Annotated in this window: 12 protein-coding genes; 3 read left to right on the plus strand and 9 right to left on the minus strand. The window is 49.4% G+C overall.

What is annotated here, in order from left to right; all coding sequences use genetic code 11:
- Positions 1–604: 604 nt before the first annotated feature.
- The 3 genes from WBJ53_RS18055 to WBJ53_RS18065 form a co-directional block, all read right to left on the minus strand.
- Entirely contained in the window at positions 605–1,738 is a 1,134-nt protein-coding gene (locus WBJ53_RS18055; RefSeq protein WP_338868638.1) for a permease prefix domain 1-containing protein, read from the minus strand.
- Complete coding sequence (locus WBJ53_RS18060) at positions 1,711–2,055, minus strand: helix-turn-helix transcriptional regulator (protein ID WP_338868640.1); 345 nt, start codon at positions 2,053–2,055, stop codon at positions 1,711–1,713. Before WBJ53_RS18060 ends, WBJ53_RS18055 begins: the two co-directional genes overlap by 28 nt.
- A 401-nt stretch (positions 2,056–2,456) precedes the next feature.
- Positions 2,457–3,080, minus strand: a complete 624-nt coding sequence (locus tag WBJ53_RS18065) for a hypothetical protein (protein ID WP_338868642.1) — start codon at positions 3,078–3,080, stop codon at positions 2,457–2,459.
- A 324-nt stretch (positions 3,081–3,404) separates the two neighbouring features.
- Here WBJ53_RS18065 and WBJ53_RS18070 point away from each other — a divergent pair, with 324 nt between their 5' ends.
- Positions 3,405–4,565, plus strand: a complete 1,161-nt coding sequence (locus WBJ53_RS18070) for a cytochrome c peroxidase (protein WP_338868644.1) — start codon at positions 3,405–3,407, stop codon at positions 4,563–4,565.
- 54 nt (positions 4,566–4,619) lie between these two features.
- Here the strand turns inward: WBJ53_RS18070 and WBJ53_RS18075 are convergent, their stop codons facing one another.
- Positions 4,620–7,454 (minus strand): glycoside hydrolase family 9 protein, encoded by a 2,835-nt coding sequence (locus tag WBJ53_RS18075; RefSeq protein WP_338868646.1) that lies wholly within the window; start codon positions 7,452–7,454, stop codon positions 4,620–4,622.
- Between the two features lie 249 nt (positions 7,455–7,703).
- On the opposite strand from WBJ53_RS18075, the gene WBJ53_RS18080 reads away from it, so the two are divergent.
- Together WBJ53_RS18080 and WBJ53_RS18085 are read left to right on the plus strand one after the other, a co-directional pair.
- On the plus strand, positions 7,704–8,591 hold the full coding sequence (locus WBJ53_RS18080) for a cation diffusion facilitator family transporter (protein ID WP_338868648.1): 888 nt from the start codon (positions 7,704–7,706) through the stop codon (positions 8,589–8,591).
- Positions 8,592–8,747: 156 nt separating this feature from the next.
- On the plus strand, positions 8,748–10,853 hold the full coding sequence (locus WBJ53_RS18085; RefSeq protein ID WP_338868650.1) for a TonB-dependent receptor: 2,106 nt from the start codon (positions 8,748–8,750) through the stop codon (positions 10,851–10,853).
- Between the two features lie 85 nt (positions 10,854–10,938).
- Here WBJ53_RS18085 and WBJ53_RS18090 read toward each other — a convergent pair whose 3' ends face one another.
- From WBJ53_RS18090 to WBJ53_RS18110, 5 genes are all read right to left on the minus strand, one after another.
- On the minus strand, positions 10,939–13,872 hold the full coding sequence (locus tag WBJ53_RS18090) for a hypothetical protein (protein ID WP_338868652.1): 2,934 nt from the start codon (positions 13,870–13,872) through the stop codon (positions 10,939–10,941).
- 141 nt (positions 13,873–14,013) lie between these two features.
- Positions 14,014–14,685, minus strand: coding sequence for an outer membrane beta-barrel protein (locus tag WBJ53_RS18095; RefSeq protein WP_338868654.1), 672 nt, complete (start codon positions 14,683–14,685; stop codon positions 14,014–14,016).
- Positions 14,686–14,960: 275 nt separating this feature from the next.
- The gene (locus WBJ53_RS18100; RefSeq protein WP_338868656.1) at positions 14,961–16,418 is read right to left on the minus strand and encodes a SusD/RagB family nutrient-binding outer membrane lipoprotein; all 1,458 of its coding nucleotides are present in this window, start codon (positions 16,416–16,418) and stop codon (positions 14,961–14,963) included.
- 11 nt (positions 16,419–16,429) lie between these two features.
- The gene (locus WBJ53_RS18105; RefSeq protein ID WP_338868658.1) at positions 16,430–19,642 is read right to left on the minus strand and encodes a SusC/RagA family TonB-linked outer membrane protein; all 3,213 of its coding nucleotides are present in this window, start codon (positions 19,640–19,642) and stop codon (positions 16,430–16,432) included.
- 432 nt (positions 19,643–20,074) lie between these two features.
- Complete coding sequence (locus WBJ53_RS18110) at positions 20,075–21,505, minus strand: aldehyde dehydrogenase family protein (RefSeq protein WP_338868660.1); 1,431 nt, start codon at positions 21,503–21,505, stop codon at positions 20,075–20,077.
- Positions 21,506–21,533: the final 28 nt, after the last annotated feature.

Genomic DNA, 21,533 nt, shown 5'->3' on the forward strand with positions numbered 1-21,533 from the left:
AACTATAAAAATTCACTCGATCAAGTTTGCTATCTGCTTGACCAGTCTGACAGCTTATAATAGTAAGGGTACAGCAAAATGGTAGTTTCTCAGGAAGATACAACTGACAGCTTATTAGTCGCATCTTCTCAAAAATTGCACATAAGGCTATAGCTTGTTAGTCAAACCCAGGCCTACTCATTTTCTTACATAGCTTATGGTTAGCCGCTACTTGTTCAAACTCGCTTGTCCCCATCTTCTATTAAAATACTACTATGCTATTCGGCTACGCCCGTGTTTCTACCGCCCCGGCTGGTCCGACCGTCGGCAGCCCGGTCAAGATCAAAATCTGAACTTACAATTAGATGACCTCAAAAAAGCAGATTGTCAGAAGATAGTTATGGTTGGCCCTGAAATGGGCGTTTTACACTACTGATAAATATTTCTATTGCCATGATTGGACAATAAAGTTTAGGGTAAATGAAATGCGGCTATCAGATCAGTTTCTGATAGCCGCATTTCATTCGTTTAGTTTAACAGTATCCATCAACAGAGCTAGGTTTTTCCTGGATTCTTCGCAACGCTCTCGGTAGCGGGGTCAACCTACCAAAGTCCACACTTGATGTTATCGAACCGATTCAGATGGAAGCTGACGCTGATTCGACTGACCGCCTAAAAACAACCCTAGTAATCCGCCTACTAGCCCAGAAAGAATAAACTTTACTGGGAACAAGTCCTCCAGCAGACGAGAAGGCCTTTCTTCAAAGGGCACGGTAGTTCCCAAGGCAAGAAGATACCAGATCAATAAGGGGGTAACACTGACTAGTAATCGAGTCAAAAACGGATAATGTAGAGATCGGCTAAGCACCAGGGCACCGAGCAGGCCACTCAGGGCTGCGCTCACATAGAAGTGCGGAGTCCCATCGGCCGGGGAGAGGATGCGCATCCCCATAATACTAATGCCTAAACAGCAACTAAACAGGCAAAGTCCAGCTAAAAGAAGCCAGCCTACGGGCGCTTGCCTTAACCAGGTAAGTAAGGTTTGACTTCCCGCAGATAGATAGCCTATCGCCACCTGGAAAAGCATCAGTAACCAGACTAAATAGAAGCCACGCCAAAAAAGCGCATGAACATGGCCAAACTCGTTGTGCGTCCACCTATCCGTGCTCGTTTTGGTTATCAAAGCTTCGAATTGATGGTGGCCCATGTAAGCCCCTAAAGCAGAGGTACCCAGTAAGACCACCATTCCTATTAGTAATCGGATGGGGCGTTGATCGAGCTGAGTAAACAACCAAGATCGCAGCCACCCACTCTCGTTGAACCACCAACTCACGCCGACCGAGAGCCCACCTAGTAACAGGAGCGATAAGCTCATATCCAGTAGTGAGGTTAGGAGCGAATCGCCCAAACAGCGAGCCAATCCCACGGCTCCAAAATCACTCACCAGTGCAACTATATTTTTGATCAGCATAAAACTGATTACACCAACCAGAAGCAGTACCGATTCCCGTTGAGGCTGTGCGGGCCGACCTAGTTTACCGAATTCCTCGGCCAAAACGTCCACGGGGCCTACCCGGTGGGTCGCTACTAGAAAAGCCTCTTGCTGACTTAGACCCGTAGTTTGTAAGGCGTCTATTCCATCCAATAAATGGCTTTGCAATTCCCGAAGGTCATCTTTGGTGAAAGTGCCCCGTTGTTCAAGTTGGCTAAGCCAAGTTTGGGTAGCCTGGGTTAGGTCAAAGTGGGATTTGTGGTCCATAGCGATTGAAGGAGTTGATTAATCATATTCCAGTTGGCGCGTTCAGCTTCGAGCACCACCCGCCCCTGCTGTTTAAGTGCGTAATATTTTCGTTGGCGCTCATTCTCCGCCGTGCGCCATTGGGTCTCCACTAACCCTCGCTGCTCAAGTTTCCGTAACACAGGATAAAGAGTGCCCTCGGCTACTTCAAGCTGTCCTTGGGAACACAAGCGTATTTTGCGGATAATTTCGTAGCCATAACTTTCGCTATCGGCCAGAATGGTGAGCACCAGCGGCACCAGGGTGGCCGCAATAAGCTCTTTGTTAAATTCAGGCATGTTTTTATACATAGAACCACAAGGCATAGCAAACATACATAGAATTTCTATGCTTACAAATTTTTTCTAATAAAATTTGGTTAGTTATAAGCTCCCCCGTTCCGCTCTTGATTTGTTACTCCTACTTAAAACGAAAGAGCCATTCTATAGGGCTGATTACGTTAACCAGATACTATAAATTGGCAGGTTGCCTCCTGAACTGGAGATTTAAATAAACGGGGGTCGTGTTTTAAACTAATCTTACCTGGCGAATTCAGGAAGCCGTTATAGGCGATGCCGTTTGATGCCATTCGACGGAGTTTCGGTCTACCCTGCCCTTGTCAGACTATTCTCCTAACCAGCACCGAAACGCAATAACCTTTTCCCGGCTGATAATAACATCCTCTTACATGATCTTATCATCAAAACCGATAGCCCAAGGTCAGCCCAAAGCGGGGAGTAAACCCTTTCCGGCTCATCTGTTCTGGCAGGACTGCCTTGAGAGGGGGACTGCTGGTCGGTAGTTGATAGTGAAGGCCCAGAAACAAATCGACCACTACTCGCGGTGTGCTTGTCTGTACGCCAGCCATAGCGCCGGGCATCCAGACGTAAAGCTGCTGGATAGCCCTGACTAACTTACCGCTCGGGTCTCGAATAATAGTACCCTGATTGTCGAACTGATAGTCGTCGAGCGTGAGCCCGGAATAGCGACCGTATACGCCTGCGTAAAAGCCAGTAGGGGAAAAAGGACGCCGAGGGAAATAGTGCCGGTATTCCAATGTAACCCGCTTATAGTGAAATAATCTCGGCGAGGGGTTGTTGGCGTCATGATATTCATACGTTTCCGAACCGAAGCCCACCCCACCCACCAGCGATGCACGTTTGGTCAGCATCCGTTCATAAAACACAGATACGTCGCCAACAATAAGACTCAGGGGATTAATTTTCAGACTATTAGCTCGATTGACTGTTGAGTCTGCTGTTGACTGGGCGTAGACCCTACACAGGCTGATGGCACTAAGTAGAACAAAAAGGGATATTTTCATTGCAAAATTTGGGGGTCCGTTAGGGCCTGTCACCAACAAACTGGCATCCGCTATTTTTTGCTACCATTGTCTGTTCTGCCATTGCCAACCTGACGGCTTGGTACCGGTTGACAATATTACCAGTTTTTGAAAGTTCGACAACATTAACTTTCTTTAATATCAGCTCTTCCGTTGCGGGTGTTAAACCAACGCCGACTGCGTAATGATGCACGTTGAACTAGCAGGTATAAGTTTGGGGAAATGCATATGGCTAGTTGGTCGACGATGAATCCATCTGAAAATGGGCGGTAATAAGTAGTTATTTGTACTCAATTCTACCCGACCATGCGCAAAAAGCTATTGGCCCTGCTATCGATAATTATTTTTTGTATCGCGCTTATCCAAGCCTGTACAAACGATGAATCTACCACGGCCATAGCGCCCGCAGCAGATAGTTCTAGCCCGCCTATTGTCGCCCCTAACTTAATTACCAATGATACGGCTCTGCTTGGCCAGGCTTTGTTTTGGGACCCAATCCTGTCGGGTGATAAAGACGTAGCCTGTGCTACTTGCCACCACCCCAATAATGCCTACACGGATGGATTAGATCTGCCGTTAGGTACCAATGCCGTTGGTTACGGCCAAAACCGTCGGTTTCTGAAGCCCAACGACGTGCCTGTAACCAAGCGAAATACCCAAACCATACTCAACGTGGCTTATAATGGCATGGATATAAGTGGAAATTATGTGGCGTCGACGGCTCCCATGTTCTGGGATTCCCGAACTAAAAGTCTCGAAAAGCAACTGATCGGCCCACTAACAACATTTGAGGAAATGCGTGGTCATGCGTATACCGAAACCATTACGTTAGACAGTTTAGTGGCTCGATTGACAAAAAACACAGAATATCGGCAACTGTTTCAGACTGTCTTTGGCAGTGATCAGGCCATTACAGCGACTACTATCGGTATAGCTATTGCGACCTTCGAGCGTACCTTAGTGGCGATGAATTCACCTTATGATCGGTATCAAAAGGGAGATAAAAAGGCGTTGACTGACCAGCAAATTCAGGGAATGCTAATTTTTAAGGACGAAGGCTGTCCCATTTGTCATTCGGGCCCCATGTTTTCCGACTATAAATTGCATGTTATGTCGGTGCCCGATAATACCCGATTGGCTAGCTCTGACGCGGGTGCGGATGGTAGTTATGCCTTCCGAACGCCTTCGCTACGCAACGTCGGACTAACAGCGCCTTACATGCATAGCGGTGTTTTTCAGACGCTGAAGCAGGTACTCAAGTTTTATGACGATATCGGTGAGCCTCTTTCACAAAACCCGCACGTGCGTGTGCAGCAATTAGACGCAAACATACAGCGGATTGCGCTGCTCCCGGCCGATCAGGAGAATCTTATTTCATTCCTGAATGCCTTGAGCGATTCGGGCTTTGATAAGTACATTCCGACTCGTGTTCCCAGTGGTCTCAATCCGGGTGGCAACATTCGGTAGGTAGCCTCATTTAGGGGCAATATTGCTATTTTGTACGGTTTTTTAATTACACCCTTAGTTGCCTAACACCACCTTGCCGCCATTCGCATAGCTGATGGTTCCCAGCAAGGTTATGCGTTTAGCCTGCACACTGCTACTCACAGAAACGGTCGTATTGGCCTGAATCAGCACGTTGTCGGCAGCGGTCGGAATGCGCCCGCACGACCAGGTAAACGGATCAGTCCAGCTACCTGATTGTACACTGCTGATAACATCAGTATAGCACATCGATTGCGATAATAACCGCAAATAGGCGGCCTGCGAGTAGATAGCGGGTTCGTTCAGTTGCCACGAATTTTCGGGGTACGAGGTATTCCAGGCTTTATACGATTTCTGGACCGGCTGATTCTGTGGGGGTACAATGGGTGGGCCGTTATAGGCCGGATCGGGCGCATAGGTTGGATTGGCTCCCCCCATCAAATAGCCCGGTGGCGGATTGAAATCAAATACGGTACCATCGCCAAACCAGCTATGATACATGGTAGGATCTGAAAACTCGCCACCCACCGCGCCCATGTTGGTCAGGTAGCAATAAGCCGTTGGATTTACGCCGTGCATATAATGCAGGAATCCCATACCCGCATCCTGGTAGTTTGTTTTATTGTTACTGTCCAGGTTATAGCTGTTCATGGCAAAGAACATATTCCCCTGATGGGCCTTGGTTTCGTTGCTTCCCCAGGTATAGTTACGGTCGGCCAGATAGGCCCGGTAGGCATCGGACTGGTTGAGGTAGGCCGGTAAGTTTTCAGTATTGTCAGTTTTAATACTGTTCGTATAGGTGGTCAGAATGGCGTTTTTCACGCTGGCGGTCGCCCCCGTAGCGCGGGCATAGTAGAGCAGTGCATCCTGATAGGTAGCCTCAAACGGATAGGCATAACTCCACTGAATGAGGTGAACCTGGCTGTAATTGGCGTCAAAAAAAGTTCGGTAGGTCGTGTTGCCCGTCAGCACAAACAGAAACGCGGCTGCCGCCACTCGCCGGGCCAGTCGGCTATTGGCGTCGATCGTAGCGTCGGCACTTTGAAAGCCGGTATTCGAAAACGTAACATTCGGATTCGAACTGGCCCAGCTAAATGCATTGATAGCGGCCGTTTGCAGGGTATCGGCGTATCGTTTTTTGGCCGGATCGCTCAAGGCCTTAAACTGAATGGCCGCTAAGGCAAACACCGCAGCACCCGTGGCGGTGGCATCGGTACTGGCCGCGCCGTAGCGACGGTAGTGCGTATCGGCACTGGGGGGCGATGTGGCACTAAAATCGGTTACCGATACTTTATGCAGCAACGACCCGTTGGCCTGTTGCATCCGCCGGAGCCAGTCGAGTTCCCATTTCACTTCGTCGAGCAGATCGGGAACACCATTACCCGATTCTGGAATGTCAAAATCGTCGGTCCAGATTGCGGGGTTATCCTGATAGGCCAGCAACAGGTCGATCAGCGGACCGTAAGTAAACGGAACATACTTGTTATAGTCGCCTGCATCGAACCAGCCTCCTCGCAGATCCTTCGACGTCGATGCGTTCGTATTCGTTACCAGTCGGCAATCGGTATCCTGCTGCGTTCCCAGAAAAGCCGCGCCGTCGGTCCAGGGATTTTCGGCATAGGGTGTCTGTTTAGCAAAACCGCTTCGCTGGTAAAAGAAAACCCGGGTGGTCTGTTTCAGTACGTTTCGGTAAACGTCGTTCCCGATGTCGAACGTATACGACCGTTTGTTACGCAACGAATCGTATACGTAGTAGCTACCGGCCTGTTGTACTGACGAAAAATCGAACCACCACGCCTTATCGCCCGACTGGGCATGGGTTGCACCGCCATTCCAGCCTGTTGGCGTTCCCCGAAACACAACCGAATTATCGGTAGCGTTTCGGATTTGGTAGTAGGTAGAGGGCGAAAACGGCTCTGAAGCATTATAACCGGTTTGCGGATTACTGATAACGGCTACTTTCCGGGCTCGTGGTACATACCCAAACTGATCTACTTTCAGGTGATTATCAACCTCCGGATAGGTCGTTAGCTGAAAGCCTTTAACAAAATTCCAGATCGTTTGTGGCACAGTAAAAAGCGAACTCCAGCCGTGCGTCGCATCCTTGGTCATGAGCATCACCACTTTTGTTCCGGAGCCGCAAAACGTAAGTGAGTCTACATTTGGGGCAAAGGCGGTTGTGGTATAAGTACTACCATTTCCGCAATTGAAATAGCTGTAGTTCGATAGCGGCCAGACAAAACCGGGCGTTTGCGGATACGGAACAATGGGCGACTGAACCGTAGGATCACCTTTACTATGGATGTGCAGAAGCGGCACAGGCTTAAATTTCGTAGCGGTAAAATAGCTCGACAAAAAACTATTATTACCCCACAAATTAGCCGCAACGGGTGCAAACGCAGCAATCTTACTGGGCAGCGCCAGACTCAGATAATAGCACATAAAGCCCCCGCCCGAATGCCCTGTCGCATATACGCGGTTGCGGTTGATCCGGTATTTTTGAAACAAATAATCGATCAGATCCGATGTAAACAACACATCATCGGGGGCGTTCGGGTCGGGCGGATTCGGGCCATTAGCATCGCCAGCCGAGCCAAATCCCGGTGCATTATCGGCATATTTGTTAAATTGAATACTTCCGCCTACGGCAACCGCATCCGGGTAAACAACAATAAAATGCTGCGCATCAGCCACCGCATCGAAACCGGCATAGGCCTCAAATCCGGCTCCACTACCACCGTCGCCATGAAACGCCAGCAAAACGGGTAAGTTGTCGTTTGGAAGGCTGGAAGGTAAATGGAACCGAAACGTACGCGTTCGTCCACCCGACTGTAAACTACCCGAACCACTTACGGGCGATTGAGCCAACATATTCTGACACAAAATCAGCCCATTCAGTAATAAAACTATCCGAATAAACATCATCCATAGAACGTTCGGTGAAATATAAATTGAACATACCAGACTATTAGTAACAATTGAGTTGCCGGAAGATTTTGGCTGTGTCAGGCGGAAATCTGGTAGTAAACGGTTCGGCGCATCTCATTCAGTAAAAAAAATAAGCCCCGCATCCATGCATTTTGTCTAATAATGATGTTATCTCTATAAAACAACCCCTGCATGGAAACATCGGCGCTGGAACCCCACAAGGCAAAACGGGGCGAAAAAACCACAATCACCGGTATTCTGGTCAACATCGGATTGGTTCTTGTAAAAGGACTGGCGGGCTGGCTTGGCCACTCCTATGCGTTGATTGCCGATGCTATGGAGTCGGCTACCGACATTATTACCTCGCTGTTTGTCTGGATTGGTCTCCGAACAGCGGCAAAAGCCCCCGACAAAAATCACCCATTCGGACATGGGAAAGCCGAACCGCTGGCCGCCATTTTGGTATCGATGGCTCTTGTGGGAGCGGCCATCCTGATTGCGGTTCAAAGTATTCGGAATATTCAGACTCCGCACCAAATTCCGGCTCCGTTTACGCTGGTCGTGCTGGCGGGGGTAGTTCTGGTGAAAGAAGTACTCTTTCGACGTATTTCGAAAGTGGGCGAAGAGGTAGAAAGTAGTGCCGTAAAAGCCGATGCGTGGCACCATCGCAGCGATGCCATTACCTCATTAACGGCCTTTGTTGGTATTTCGATTGCGTTGATTGGCGGTCCTGGCTACGAAAGTGCCGACGACTGGGCCGCTTTGTTTGCGTCGGGTTTTATAGTCTTCAATGCATACCATATTTTCCGACCTTCCTTTGGCGAAATTATGGATGAAACACCAGCTGGCAACTGGCAACAGGACCTCAAAACTATTGCCCTGACCATTCCGCAGGTAAGAGGAATTGAAAAATTCAGGGTACGTAAAACCGGATTTGAGTATTTCATCGATTTACACGTAACAGTTCCCGGCAACTTAACCGTAACACAGGGCCATGCCATTGCTCACGCGGTTAAAGCCGCTATTATGGATGCCAAACCAGCGGTTTATGATGTACTGGTCCATATTGAGCCGGAATAGGTTTTCAGCTTACAGTTTTCAGTGCTCCGCTTGTTTAGAACATAACTCCTTCGGAAAACAGTAAACTATAAACTGAAAACTATAAATTGAATTTCGGACATTTGCAGCGTGTTTTTTTGGGCCCTATAATCCTGTTGCCTTCCTTCGCTTAGCACTATGCTACATCGCTACGTTCTTACGGTCTTCCTGTTCAGTACCACTACGTCACTTTTTGCTCAAACAACGCCAACCGCATCGGCGCTGGACGATACGCTACAAATCAATGAAGTGGTTGTGCGCGGCTATGCGTCGAATCGTCGACTTTTGGAGACTCCAGCCTCCATTGGTCTGCTCACCCGCCGTGACCTCAACCAGCGATTTGGCACCCCTACCATTATTCCGGCCATGAATACGCTACCGGGCGTACGCGCCGACGAACGGTCACCCGGTAGCTATCGGCTTGCCATTCGGGGGAGCGCCATCCGATCGCCGTTTGGAGTTCGCAATGTTAAGACCTACTGGAACGAGCTGCCCCTCACCGATGCAGGTGGCAACACCCCACTCAATGCACTCGACATTCGGGCTCTGGGTCGGATTGAAGTAATCAAAGGGCCATCGGGCAGTTTGTACGGAGCCGGAACAGGCGGCACCATTTTGTTTAGCGGTCTCGGCGTTCCGGCCGGAAAAACCAACGTCGAGCTATCGGCGCTGGGAGGTAGCTACGGCCTATATGGCAATGGTATTGCTGTGCAATCGGGCAAGAACAATTCGGCCATTGCCGTCAACTATAATCACCTGCAATCGGATGGCTACCGCGACCAGAGTGCAATGGTTCGCGATAACCTCAGCCTGATCGGTTCATTTCAGGTCAGCCCTAAACGTACGGTATCATTACTGGGTTTGTATTCTGATCTGCATTATCAAACACCGGGCGGACTGAACGAAGCGCAATATCGGGCCAATCCGAGGGCTTCCCGGCTCGCAACGGCAACACTACCCAGCAGTGCAGCACAACACGCGGGTATTTATCAGAAAGTTGGGTATCTGGGCATTTCGCACGAATACCGCTGGAATGATCGCATCCAGAACACTACCGTTCTGTATGGCTCGACTACCGACTTTGCCAATCCGTTTATCACAAACTACGAAAAACGAGCCGATCAGGGGCTGGGTGGTCGCACTATTACTCAGATTCGCCTTCCGAATGGTCCACTGCCAACAACGTTTACCGTAGGTGCCGAACTGCTGCGCAATTTCACGGTAGATCGCAATTTTGGCAACCGGGGGGGTGTTCCCGACACTATTCAGACCGATGAAGAACTGATTGCCCGACAGACAACTCTTTTTGCGCAGGCCGAAGTAGAATTACCAGTCCATTTCCGGCTTACGGCAGGCTTAAGCCGCAACGACGTCCGATACGATTTTACGCGGTTCCCGGTTCAGTCGGCGGGGGCACTACCGGCCACCACCATCCGGCGAACGTTCTCGCCGGTTTGGTTACCACGTGTAGCGTTGTTGCGCACCTTTGGTCAGAACCTGTCGGCATTTGCCAGCATCAGCACGGGCTATTCGGCGCCATCGAGTCAGGAAGTACGACCATCGGCCGGAGGTTTTAATGCCACTCTGAATCCTGAACGGGGCATCAACTATGAGGTTGGTCTACGTGGTTCCCTATTGAACGGACACCTCGGGTTCAATATGGCCGCTTATCAGTTCTACCTGCGCCAAACCATTGTTCGGCGGTCCGATGCGACAGGCGCTGAATATTTTGTCAATGCCGGTCGAACCGATCAGCGAGGACTGGAAGCTCAGTTAACCTATGATTTCATAACCCCATCGTCGCCAACGTCACTATTTTCGCTACTACGGCTCTGGCATAGCCTAACGCTCACGAATTATCGGTTCAAAGATTATCAGCAGGGAACCACCGATTTATCGAACAATCGGGTTCCGGGCGTAGCACCGACCACACTGGTTACGGGGATCGATGCCGAAACCCGGCTGGGGCTCTATGCTCACGTGACATTCCAGTATCTGAATGAATTTCCGCTTACCGATGCGAACACGGTTATGTCGGACCCAACCCGGCTGTTGCAGGCAACCATTGGTTACCGCCGAACATTGGGCCAGCACTGGGCGCTCGACCTATACGCCAGTGGCGACAACCTCCTGAACCAAACCTACTCGCTGGGCTACGACCTCAATGCCGTTGGCAACCGTTTCTACAACGCAGCCCCCGCCCGCAATGGTATGGGCGGTGTGCGCCTGAGCGTGCGTTGGTGAAGATCGGTTTATGATTTACGGTATTCGGTTTACGGTTGCTCCGCCTGACAGCTAGCTTTGATGCAGCGCAACCGTAAACCAAATACTAAAACCCAATATCGATCACCAGCGGTTGGACGAGGATCTGGCCGTTGGTAATGTTATAGATGGTTCGGAAACCGGCTTCCAGCGGGGTGCGTAACCGAAGCGCATTGAAGACAAATGACACATCGAGACCCGTTGTCTGGTATTGATGACGCTGGGTTTCGTAGCCTCGCAACCGACCATACACATCCCGAACCTGGACCAGACTCTGGCCATTAGCCATATCGAAAAACCCGCCCGCTTTTATCCGCTGCACATACAGCAATCGCCCCAGCGACCAGTGCATGTCGGCAATGGGTAGCCGGTACTCAATGGTTCCGGCTGCAATTTTATCGTCGCCCACATAAGCCTGACCACGTGGATAAAAGATTACGGCTCCGAACTGATAGTTACCATTCTGATGCTGATAGCCCGCCCGGAGTCGCAGCGAATGATGCTTTCCTAATCCGGGCAGGAACATATTCCCCTGTACACCCCATTGTTCGCCGTTCAGTTGGCCACCAAAAGGCGTTGTCCGCAGGTTAGCCGAAAGTGTCTGCCCCCAGCGCGGAGCTACATCGCGTTTGCTCTGCCGCAACAGCCGCGAATAGGTAAATCCATAGGTAAGCGCATTCAACGACCCAGCCGGCCCAACCTCTGCCAGATTGTATCGAGGCAAATCGTAGCCCGTAACCTGCAAATAATTGTAATAAGCTGACAGGTTAATAGTTTGACTGTAGCGTGAATTAGTCAGTTGTAAGGGGAGCCGAAAACCTGCCGCCAACAGGTTATAGTGCCAACGGTCATTAACCAAACTGTCGGCAGGCGGTGCATGATCGATGTATCCCAATGTGCTCCGATTACCGCTCTGAAAGCTTACGTCAATAATTGGATATAAGCCCTGGTAGCTCAGATTCGCATAAAAATTGCCGGTCCGCTCGGCCTGGTTAAACATATACCCTGCTCCAATCTGGGTCGTGCTCAGCAAATCCTGCGATGTAATGCCAACCGACAACGCCTGCCCCGAACTGCTCAGGGTTGGCCCCCAACTGTAAATATTAACGGCATGGAGCAATCGACGAAACCGCGAGGGTCGGTACAGGGAAGTCGACGGCAGCGAATCGGCCAAAATTTGCCGTCCCTGAACGGAACCCGGTTCCAGTTGCGGCAGCGAACCAAAAAAGCGAACGGGTTGTGTTTGGCCTTCGGCTACGGGATTGACCGAAACGGCTTTCCAGTCGGCCGGATTCAGCGGCATATCGGCAATACGAAACCCGCGTGCCGTGAAATCTTCGAAAGCAAGTTGCCTGCCCGATGGCGATACAGCCGCATGATAGGCCGCCAACGGCCGCGACGTAACCTGAAACACGGCTTTACTTCGCACATCGACCGCATAAATATTGTCGATGCCCGTTCGGGGAGAGTTATAGAACACATATTGCCCCCACGGCTGTGGATTACTTAAGTTTTCGTTTACACGCGGCAACAAATCGGTTTGTTCGCCCGTGCTGGCATCGATGGTCTGAATGGTTTTCTTTCCGTTTTTCAACGCAACGGCCACAAGGGTCTGGTTATCGCTTTGCCAGCGCGGATGCAGGTAAAATTCGTTGTCGGGATTTGGCAGCAATCGAAGCAGTTTGCCAGTTTTCGCGTCGAGTACTTTCAACTGTGTTTTGTAACGTTCCGTATTTTCGACTACCACCAGTTTCGAGTTATCGGGCGAGAGCGCCACGGCCGTGTAGCGGGCGCGATGCGTCAGACGGGTGAATTTGCCGGTTTTTAGATCAAGCAATCGAATATTCGAATAAATTCGCTGACTCCAGCGCGGGTCATACCCAAACTCAATCCAGCAGACTTTCGTAGCCGTTGCCGACAGCATATTTGGATCATTCGGAAAGCCCTGTACAAAAATGGTTTTCTCTGGCTGGTTTTTCGATAGAACGACCAGCCGGGGTGTATCGCCTAACCCGCTTTTCACGCACAAAATGGTGGAATCGGTCAGATATTGAGGATGCTGGTAATTCGTGAAAATAGCTTTCTGCGCCTTTTCAGGTGTTACGCTAAACGATGCAGCGGGCGTAGTTGTCAGTTGTTGCTGCTGTTTCTGCCAGGTTTCGGTAACGTCGTCCATCGTTTTCCGATAGAGGTCTTCCACCCGAAGGCCCGTTTCCTCTTTAATACTGGCCGAAAACGCAAATGGCCACGGAAACCGATGGTAATTCCGATTCAGCACGCGGCTCCAGGCATCAGGGCCGTAGGTCCGTTTGAGGTACGTGGTCAGGAAATAGCCCAGTACGTAATGGTTCGGCACATTATCCTCATAAGATCCACAAACGGCTTTGGCATAATCGAACCGGTCGCCCGCCAGCAGATTCGCCCGCATCCCCAGATCGAAATTCGGAATCCGTCCCCGACCGCTGCTACTCAGTAATGTTTCAGTACTAACGGCATCGCCTTCAGCAAACCAGTCAGGTACCGTCAATAAAGGGAGAAATAGTCCGGTGTTGCCAAACACTGTATAAAAAAAGCGACCGTAGCCCTGAAGTGCCTTATCGTTCTGCACCACATGGCGGTATTCGTGAACGGCCAGCAGATCGAGCCAGTTTAAGGTTCCGAGCAAGCCGGGGTCCTGCGGCTGCACGGCATAAAACTCCGACCGACGCGGAAACAGCGTCACAAAGCCATTGCTATTGGTTGTCTGATTCTGAAGCAGCAGCGAAATTCGCCGGGGTTTCTTTTGCAGCGACGCACTGACCGGTTCATACAGACTTTCGAGCCGTTGGGCCGTTCGCTGGGCGGTTGAATCGAGCCCCTGCGGGTATAGTACCCGAAAGTGCGGTGTTGTTAGCCGGTACCAGTGCAGGCTGGCCGGATTCTGGTCGAGAATGGGCAATAGTTGGCTCTTCGCTCCAAACGACAGCAGAAGTAGCGCAGCAGAGATTGATCGTCGTAACATGCAGTATCAATGATACGCAGATTTAACGAAAAATAATGCAACAATTAACGAATCGCGTCGGTGACAGGCAAGACAGAAAAGGAGTCACAGACGCGAACCTCGGTCATCCGCAATACAATCGCGGACGAGCATTCGCTCACCCTAAAAATTTATACCAGTCAGCAGCATGAAGCCATCGACTTTCAGGTTCGAGGAATTGGCATTGTAGTCAGAAGTAAACGTATGACCGCTCAGGTATCGCTCGTACCGAAGGACAATTGGTATGCTGATTTTCTGCAATTCAATATTGACTCCTACGCCCGCAATGGCACTCACCGCCGACTTGCCGGTTAACGAGTATTGTTGATAGAACATGGGATCGTTTGGACAAGCTATTAAATCACAAATATATCGGGAATCAACCAGTCCGTTACCGTTAATAGCTCGGTTATAGCCTACTCCCAGTTCAAAAAAAGGCGTAGTACCGCTCCCAAAAAGTCGGTAGCGATAGAGTACTGGCAGTTTGAGGGATGATAGACTATACGTAGAGATGATATTGGACCAATTATTCGCTTGTGACCTTTGATCGTTTACGCGGGTATAAGAAGGTTGTAGATGAAGTGATGCATGGCGGTTGAGCCTGTACTGTATATCCAGACCAACGATTGGCTGATAGGCTGGATCGTAAGCTGTGCTGCTATTACTAGTCCACAAAGGCATTGTTCGGTTAACACCGCCCAACACGCCGATTCCCCAGCGTTTTACGATATTCTGCGCCTGTACATACTGAGCGACCAGGCAAAAAAATAACAGACTGACAATTAGCTGTTTCATAAGGGGATAGGTTTAGTATAAGAACAATATATCCAAAATAAACAAACTTTATCGATACATTAGTATACAAAATAGAATACTTCAGACAGACTTCCTTATTTTATTTCCGATCCCGTTTTCCTGACAGTTTATCTAAAACAGTATTCGCCCGGTTATACATAAAATAGAACACGGATTGAACGGATTTTATCTGTAGAAATCCGTGTTCCCGATCTCTCTATAAGAAAGGCTGCCCAGAGAGCAGCCTTTCAGAAAAGTTACGGTAAGCCAGGACACTATTTGGTATCCCAGAACACTTTCGTCGTCAGTTTATCTCCACCAATAGCCGATGCCGCCGTTGTATAGTTAGCGATATTGGCATTCTGCTCGGCGTTCGGATACGTAAACCGAACGGGGAAATCACCCTGCGGAATCGGAGGAGCATTGAAGGTTGGAAAGTCGAACCGACGATACTCGGTCCAGGCTTCCAGCCCACGGTTAAACAGCGCAATGTATTTCTGACGAGCAATTTTCTGAAGGGGTGTCGAACCGATAGCTGTAGCATAAGCAACGGTTGGTTCTTTCAGATAAGTTGCCGCTGCGTCGGCCGTACCGCCCCAATACAGAATCGACGCCGTAACTCCAGCATTGTAGAAACTTTCAGCTGTGCCGCCCACCGAATAGCCACGAGCAGCCGCTTCAGCCTCATAGAAGGCAATCTCATCGTACGACAACAAAATGCCCGGCGTAGTGGTAGCCGTCATGGCAGCACCTGCTTTCGAATAGGTGATGTACGCATTACTACGGCCATAGATACCACCGCTGTAGCCACCCGCATTATCTTTTGTATAATAGAGCGGAATCCGAGGATCGTTCGACGCTTTCAGCATATCCATCATCGTGTTCGACGCCACGTAGTCTTCGCGCGAACTCTGGATTAGTCCTACCCAGATTGGGTTCGTGTTGGGCGTTGTTCCCAGATAAGTCAGTTTGGCATTGTCGCTGCTCGACGTAAATACACCGGCAGTTACGGCGGCTTCGGCCAACGTTTTTGACTTCGATGGGTTCACATCTGCCAGTGTCATGGCCATACGCAGTTTCAGCGAGTTGGCAAACTTAATCCAGCTTGCCACTTTACCGCCATAAATCAGGTCGGCAGTACCAAAGCTATCGGCACCTGTGTTTAGCAGCGAAACAGCCTTGTCGAGCCGGGTGAACAGATCGTCGTAAATAGCAGCGGCATCGTCGTAAGCTGGTGTGAGATTATCCGAGTTCAGAGCTTCCGATTTCAGGCTCGAACTAGCCGCACCCGAATAAGGAATGTTGCCATAAATATTCACCATGTTGGCGTAGGCATATACCTCCAGAATCTCAATAATCGCCATCTTATTCTGATCGACAGCCGGATACAGACTCGGGCTATTAGTGATGATTTTCTTGGCCTCTTTATAATCGAGCAGTACATCCCGGAACATCGACACCCAAAAACCGCTCCCCACATCGACCAGGTTATAGGCCGTTGTACTGAAATAGGTAGTCTCGGCAAACTGCTGCGCCATCAACTTGAACGTAAACCCATATACGACAGCATCGGTCAGGTTCCGTGTTGCATTACTAAAAAATGGTTCGGCAGGCACACTCCCCGACTGATATGCTTTCGGGTTTGTATTTAAGGAGGTAAGATCTTCGCTACATGACGTTGCTACTACCAGGAGCAGTACCGCAGCATATAACGATTTTATGACTTTCTTCATAAGAATCGGAATTAGAATGTTGCTTTAATATTGAAACCCATTGTCCGTACGTTTGGCAGACTCCCTACCTGAACGCCCTGGATATTACCAGCACCGAGGTTATCCTCTGGATCGGCATATGGAATGTTTTTATGGATGATCCACAGGTTCCGTCCAACGGCCGAAATTGAAATGCTACGCAGTGGCTCCAGACGAGCGACTAACGCTGTTGGTAACGAATAGGAAAATACAACCTCACGCAGTTTCAAATAACTGGCATCATATACATACCGGTGAGTTGGTCCAATGGTCTGTGTACCTGCCAGCGGATAGTCGAGCATGTTCAGACGGGTTTTGTTCACGTTGCCATCGGGGTTAACGCCAGGCAGCAGAATACCGCCCCCTTCCGAAACCGCGCTCCGAACGGGTTTGCCAAGTTCGTTCAGGCCAGCACTTTCCTGATATAAACCAGTAGCCAGACCATAGTACATATCGATCGACAGAATATCGCCACCTTGTTTAGCATCGAGCAGGAAGCCCAGCGATACGTTTTTGTAGGTAAAGGTGTTCTGCAAACCACCCGTCCACTTGGGGTTAATGTTCCCGATTTCGTTGGTCGTGGTGGTGGTTCTCAGATAACGGCCAGTTGTGGCATCAACCGTTGGCTGACCATTGGTATAGATATAGTCTGTGCCGTAGAGCGTACCATAGCTTTTGCCCAGTGGAGCGTTCGATGAACCACTCGCCTGGAAGTCCCCATTGGGCAGGGCGAAGTTGGTTACGTTGTCGTAGAGTTTAACCACTTTGTTCCGAATGCGGGTCCAGTTCAGGTTCACATCCCATTTGAAACCACCAACCCGAACGGGCGTACCCGACAGCGATACTTCGATCCCTTTGTTTTCCAGCGTACCGGCATTAACATATTTGGAGTTATAGCCCGTTGCTGTCGAAACCGTTACCGGAATGATCTGGTCGACCGACTGCGAATTAAAATAAGTCACATCTAATCCAATCCGGCCATCGAGATAAGACGTTTCAATACCAAGCTCGTAGCTCTTGGTACGTTCGGGCCGTAGTTTGTCGTTATTTTTGGTACTCGGCACCGAGAAAAGTGGAATAGAACCAAAAGCAGTTGGCTTATCATACAAATCGCTCAACGCGTTGAAGGGTGCATCGGCACCAACCTCGGCATAGTTCAACCGCAGTTTACCGAACGTAAAGATGGGGTTCTCGGCAATGAATTTCGAGAAGACAAAGCTGGTCGAAATCTGACCGTAGTTGTAGGCGTTATTGCCAACGGGCAGTGTCGACGCCACATCGCGTCTGAACGAACCGTTGAGGAAGATGAAGTCTTTATAGCCCACCTCGGCATCGGCATAGTAACCGTTTACCTGTTTGTTCAGATAAAAGTCTTTTTCGTTGGGAGCTTCAATGGGGTTAACCGAGTTCGACAATGCGTAGATTTTTGGAACAACCAGCCCACCGTTGGTTTGTGCACTCACCCCATTTTGCTGGGTTTGCCGGATGTTGATCCCTAAAGCGCCTTTCACCGCAATAGTCCCAAACGTTTTATTACCGGTCAGCAACGCATCGTAGTTATATTCTTTGAACGTCAGATCCCGGCGTAAATACCGACCTGCTTTATACACAATACTTCCTACAGCCGTTGGTTCTTCCTGAAGCTGAGTGTAAGAATCCAGTGAAGCGCGCCCCATCAGATTCAGCCAATCCGTAATTTTATAATCGAGTTTCACATAACCCAGATAGCGCAGGCGGTTATCTTTCGGCGCATTTTCGTAGGCAGCAAAGTACGGATTGTCCCAGTAAATGATACCAGTTTTAGCGGGCAGACCACTGGCCCAGTTCCAGGTGATGTTCTGGCCAGTCCGTTTGTAAGCCGCTTCCTGTTCTTTAATATCGACGTTCATTTCCCACCACTCGCGGAAGCTGGAAATGTTGTTGTTTCCGCCGTATCCCTGCGCATATCGACCGCGACCTTCTACGTTCGTAAAGTTGATCGATGCCGTTGCAGTCAGGCGTTTTGCAATTGCATACGACCCACTGAAGTTCAGGTAATCTTTCTTCAGATGGCTGTTTGGCTGAATACCCTTGTCTTTGTTGAGCGTATAGCCCAGCTTAAAGAAGCCTTTGTCGTTTCCTCCGTCGATGGTTACGTTGTTGTTAGTCGTTACGCCCTGCTCAAAATAGGAGAATGGATCGTGAGCAGCCGCCATCCAGGGCGTTGCTTTCATGTAGGTTGGCGAAGTCGGGTCGCCAAACGCATTCCATTGATACACCAGCAGGCTCGGATCAAACGGTGCCCCAACCGAAGCATCTTCGTAAGTGGGCACAATATTGTCGGGCTTACCATCGCCATCTACATCGGCCTGATCAAAATAGCCGTCGCCGGTTGGACCATAGTATTTACCATAACCACCGCCGTATTGATGCTGATATTTTGGGAATGTGCTGCGGTCGGCATTGCTGAACGTTACACCCGTGTTGATGGTAACACCCAATCCTTTTTTACGCCCTTTTTTTGTGGTGATGAACACAACCCCGTTCGAAGCACGCGAACCATAGAGCGCCGTAGCGGCCGGTCCTTTCAGGATGGTCGTGTTTTCAATATCGTCGGGGTTAATGTCGGCAGCCGCGTTGCCGTAGTCATAACCGGCCGTACCCCGGCTCGTCCGGGACGCGTTGTTTGTCGAATTGTCGATCGGGACTCCATCTACAACAAACAGAGCCTGGTTTGAACCATTCAGCGATTTCCAGCCCCGGATGATGATACCCGTCGATCCGCCAAGACCATTGTTTTTCTGAATCTGTACGCCAGCTACTTTGCCCGACAGCGCATTGACAAAGTTAGCATCGCGGGTGTTGCTGATCATGTCGCCCGAAACAGTCTGAGCAGCATACGAAAGCTCATTTCGCGTTTTAAGAATCCCCTGGGCCGTTACCACAACCTCCGTTAGCTGTTTGGTATCACTAACCAACCCAACGTTAATGACCGACCGGCCATTGATTGGTTCTTCGATGGACTTATGACCAATAAATGAGAAGACCAGCGTACCCTTAGCGGACGGAACAATTAATTTATAATTACCATCGGCATCGGTAACTATACCACTTGATGTTCCCTTCAGCACCACGTTTACTCCCGGCAATTCACTGCCGTCGTCGGCAGAGGTTACCTTGCCCGAAACGGTGACGTTTTGAGCAATAGCAGAATTAGATAGCAGCATTACTATACTACCTAATACTAGAAGTAGTTTTTGCCTCATTGACCAAATTGTTTAAGTTAAGAAAGTATTATCGAGGGCTAAAATTAATAGGTTTTTAACCAATATAAAATATTGCTATATCTATTATACTAAAATTAAAATTCTATTATTCACTAAATAAAGCAATTATTATTCTAAAAATTAGAATAATACATATTTTTAATAAAAATTTCATACAAATTAAACCTAAGAAAAGTACTCATTTAATTGTATCAACAATGGAAAATATATACTTAGTCTACTACTCAAATTAGTTTTTACAAAAAAGCACTAGAGAAGTCGTACTGCCAGGAGCAACAGCAGCAGGGTGAGTATATGCAGGAAAAGGAGAAGCGACTTAGGAGAATAAACCCGCCACCAATAGCGGCTATTATATACGAGGTTTTGGGAGCACTAAGCCAACCGTTTAATGTAGGAAATCAATCGATTAACCTTATCCGTGTAGGGTGGATATAGCCATTGCATTAAGCCAAAATCGCGCTGCATAACTCCGCGCTGATTTGAAAACTCCTGGAAGCTGAAAAACCCATTTGATTTGCCCAGCCCACTATTGTTGATTCCGCCGAATGGTAATTCGGTATTGGTAAACTGAAGCAGCGTATCATTGATAACGGTATCGCCAGCCGACGTTCGGGCCTGTATATACGCTATGTTGTTCCGGTTTTTACTATGAATGTAGAGGGCTAGTGGCTTTTCGCGTTCGTTTATCACCTGCAATGCTTCATCAAGCGATGTGTAGGGTAACACGGGGAGCACCGGCCCAAAAATTTCCTCCTGCATCACAACCATATCGTTGGTTACTCCTTCGAGTACGATAGGCTCTATAAAATTCTGTTCTGCTTTCATCGAGCCGCCCACAACCACCCTGGCTCCTTTGGCAAGCGCATCATGGACTAAGCTCCGAAGCCGCTCAAAATGGCGTTCATTCACGATTCGGGCATAGCTATCCGAAGCCTCTATAGGCTTTCCATCAGGGCTATACATCGTTTTAACGGCGGTTTCATAGGCCTGCACAAAAGAGTCTTTAACAGAACTGTGCACCAGCACATAGTCGGGTGCAATGCAGGTTTGGCCATTATTGAGGCATTTTCCCCAGGCCAGTTGTTCGGCCGCCTGTCTGATGTTGGCCGTTTCGTCGATAATGGCTGGCGACTTGCCGCCTAGCTCCAACGTTACCGATGCCAGATGGGTGGCTGCCGCCTTCATCACCTCACGCCCAACCGCCGGACTGCCCGTAAAGAAAATATGGTTAAACGGCAACTGTACTAATGCCTGAGCCACTGCTGCGCCCCCTTCAAAAACGGCAACTTCGTTAACCGGAAATAGCTCCGTAATCATCTGCCGGATAAGAGCAGCCATATGCGGTGTTAGCTCAGACGGCTTCAGTATGGCCACGTTGCCAGCCGCAATAGCCGACACCAGCGGGCGTATGGTCAACGCGAATGGGTAGTTCCAGGGTGCCAAAATCAGCACGTTTCCTTTGGGTTCGTGATGCAGATAGCTCCGCGTCCCCATCATACTAATGGTTGTTGGCAGGCGCTGTGGCTTCATCCACTGTTTCAGACGCCGACTCGTGTGCTTAATTTCCAGCCATACTGCCAAAATTTCGGAAAGCGTAACTTCGGTAGCGGGTTTCCGAAAATCGTTATAAGCGGCCTGCTGAATAGCCGTTTCGTGAGCGGTTATCCATGTCGCAATCCGCCGAATTCGTTCGATACGTTCGCTGGCAGTTGTTAAGGCCATGTGAGGAGCCTGTCGACGCTGCGCCGTAAAAACTGTCTGTAAATCAGGATAAAGGGCGGTTTCAGCTAGTAACGTATTCATTGCAGGATAGAGCCAGGAATAATCAGGT

Source organism: Spirosoma sp. SC4-14, from assembly GCF_037201965.1.
Lineage (GTDB): Bacteria > Bacteroidota > Bacteroidia > Cytophagales > Spirosomataceae > Spirosoma.

Excerpts from the sequence above, each read along its gene's own strand:
- WBJ53_RS18055 (WP_338868638.1), bottom strand. The coding sequence starts at position 1,738 with ATGGACCACAAATCCCACTTTGACCTAACCCAGGCTACCCAAACTTGG.
- WBJ53_RS18060 (WP_338868640.1), bottom strand. The coding sequence starts at position 2,055 with ATGCCTGAATTTAACAAAGAGCTTATTGCGGCCACCCTGGTGCCGCTG.
- WBJ53_RS18065 (WP_338868642.1), bottom strand. The coding sequence starts at position 3,080 with ATGAAAATATCCCTTTTTGTTCTACTTAGTGCCATCAGCCTGTGTAGG.
- WBJ53_RS18070 (WP_338868644.1), top strand. The coding sequence starts at position 3,405 with ATGCGCAAAAAGCTATTGGCCCTGCTATCGATAATTATTTTTTGTATC.
- WBJ53_RS18075 (WP_338868646.1), bottom strand. The coding sequence starts at position 7,454 with ATGTTGGCTCAATCGCCCGTAAGTGGTTCGGGTAGTTTACAGTCGGGT.
- WBJ53_RS18080 (WP_338868648.1), top strand. The coding sequence starts at position 7,704 with ATGGAAACATCGGCGCTGGAACCCCACAAGGCAAAACGGGGCGAAAAA.
- WBJ53_RS18085 (WP_338868650.1), top strand. The coding sequence starts at position 8,748 with ATGCTACATCGCTACGTTCTTACGGTCTTCCTGTTCAGTACCACTACG.
- WBJ53_RS18090 (WP_338868652.1), bottom strand. The coding sequence starts at position 13,872 with ATGTTACGACGATCAATCTCTGCTGCGCTACTTCTGCTGTCGTTTGGA.
- WBJ53_RS18095 (WP_338868654.1), bottom strand. The coding sequence starts at position 14,685 with ATGAAACAGCTAATTGTCAGTCTGTTATTTTTTTGCCTGGTCGCTCAG.
- WBJ53_RS18100 (WP_338868656.1), bottom strand. The coding sequence starts at position 16,418 with ATGAAGAAAGTCATAAAATCGTTATATGCTGCGGTACTGCTCCTGGTA.
- WBJ53_RS18105 (WP_338868658.1), bottom strand. The coding sequence starts at position 19,642 with ATGCTGCTATCTAATTCTGCTATTGCTCAAAACGTCACCGTTTCGGGC.
- WBJ53_RS18110 (WP_338868660.1), bottom strand. The coding sequence starts at position 21,505 with ATGAATACGTTACTAGCTGAAACCGCCCTTTATCCTGATTTACAGACA.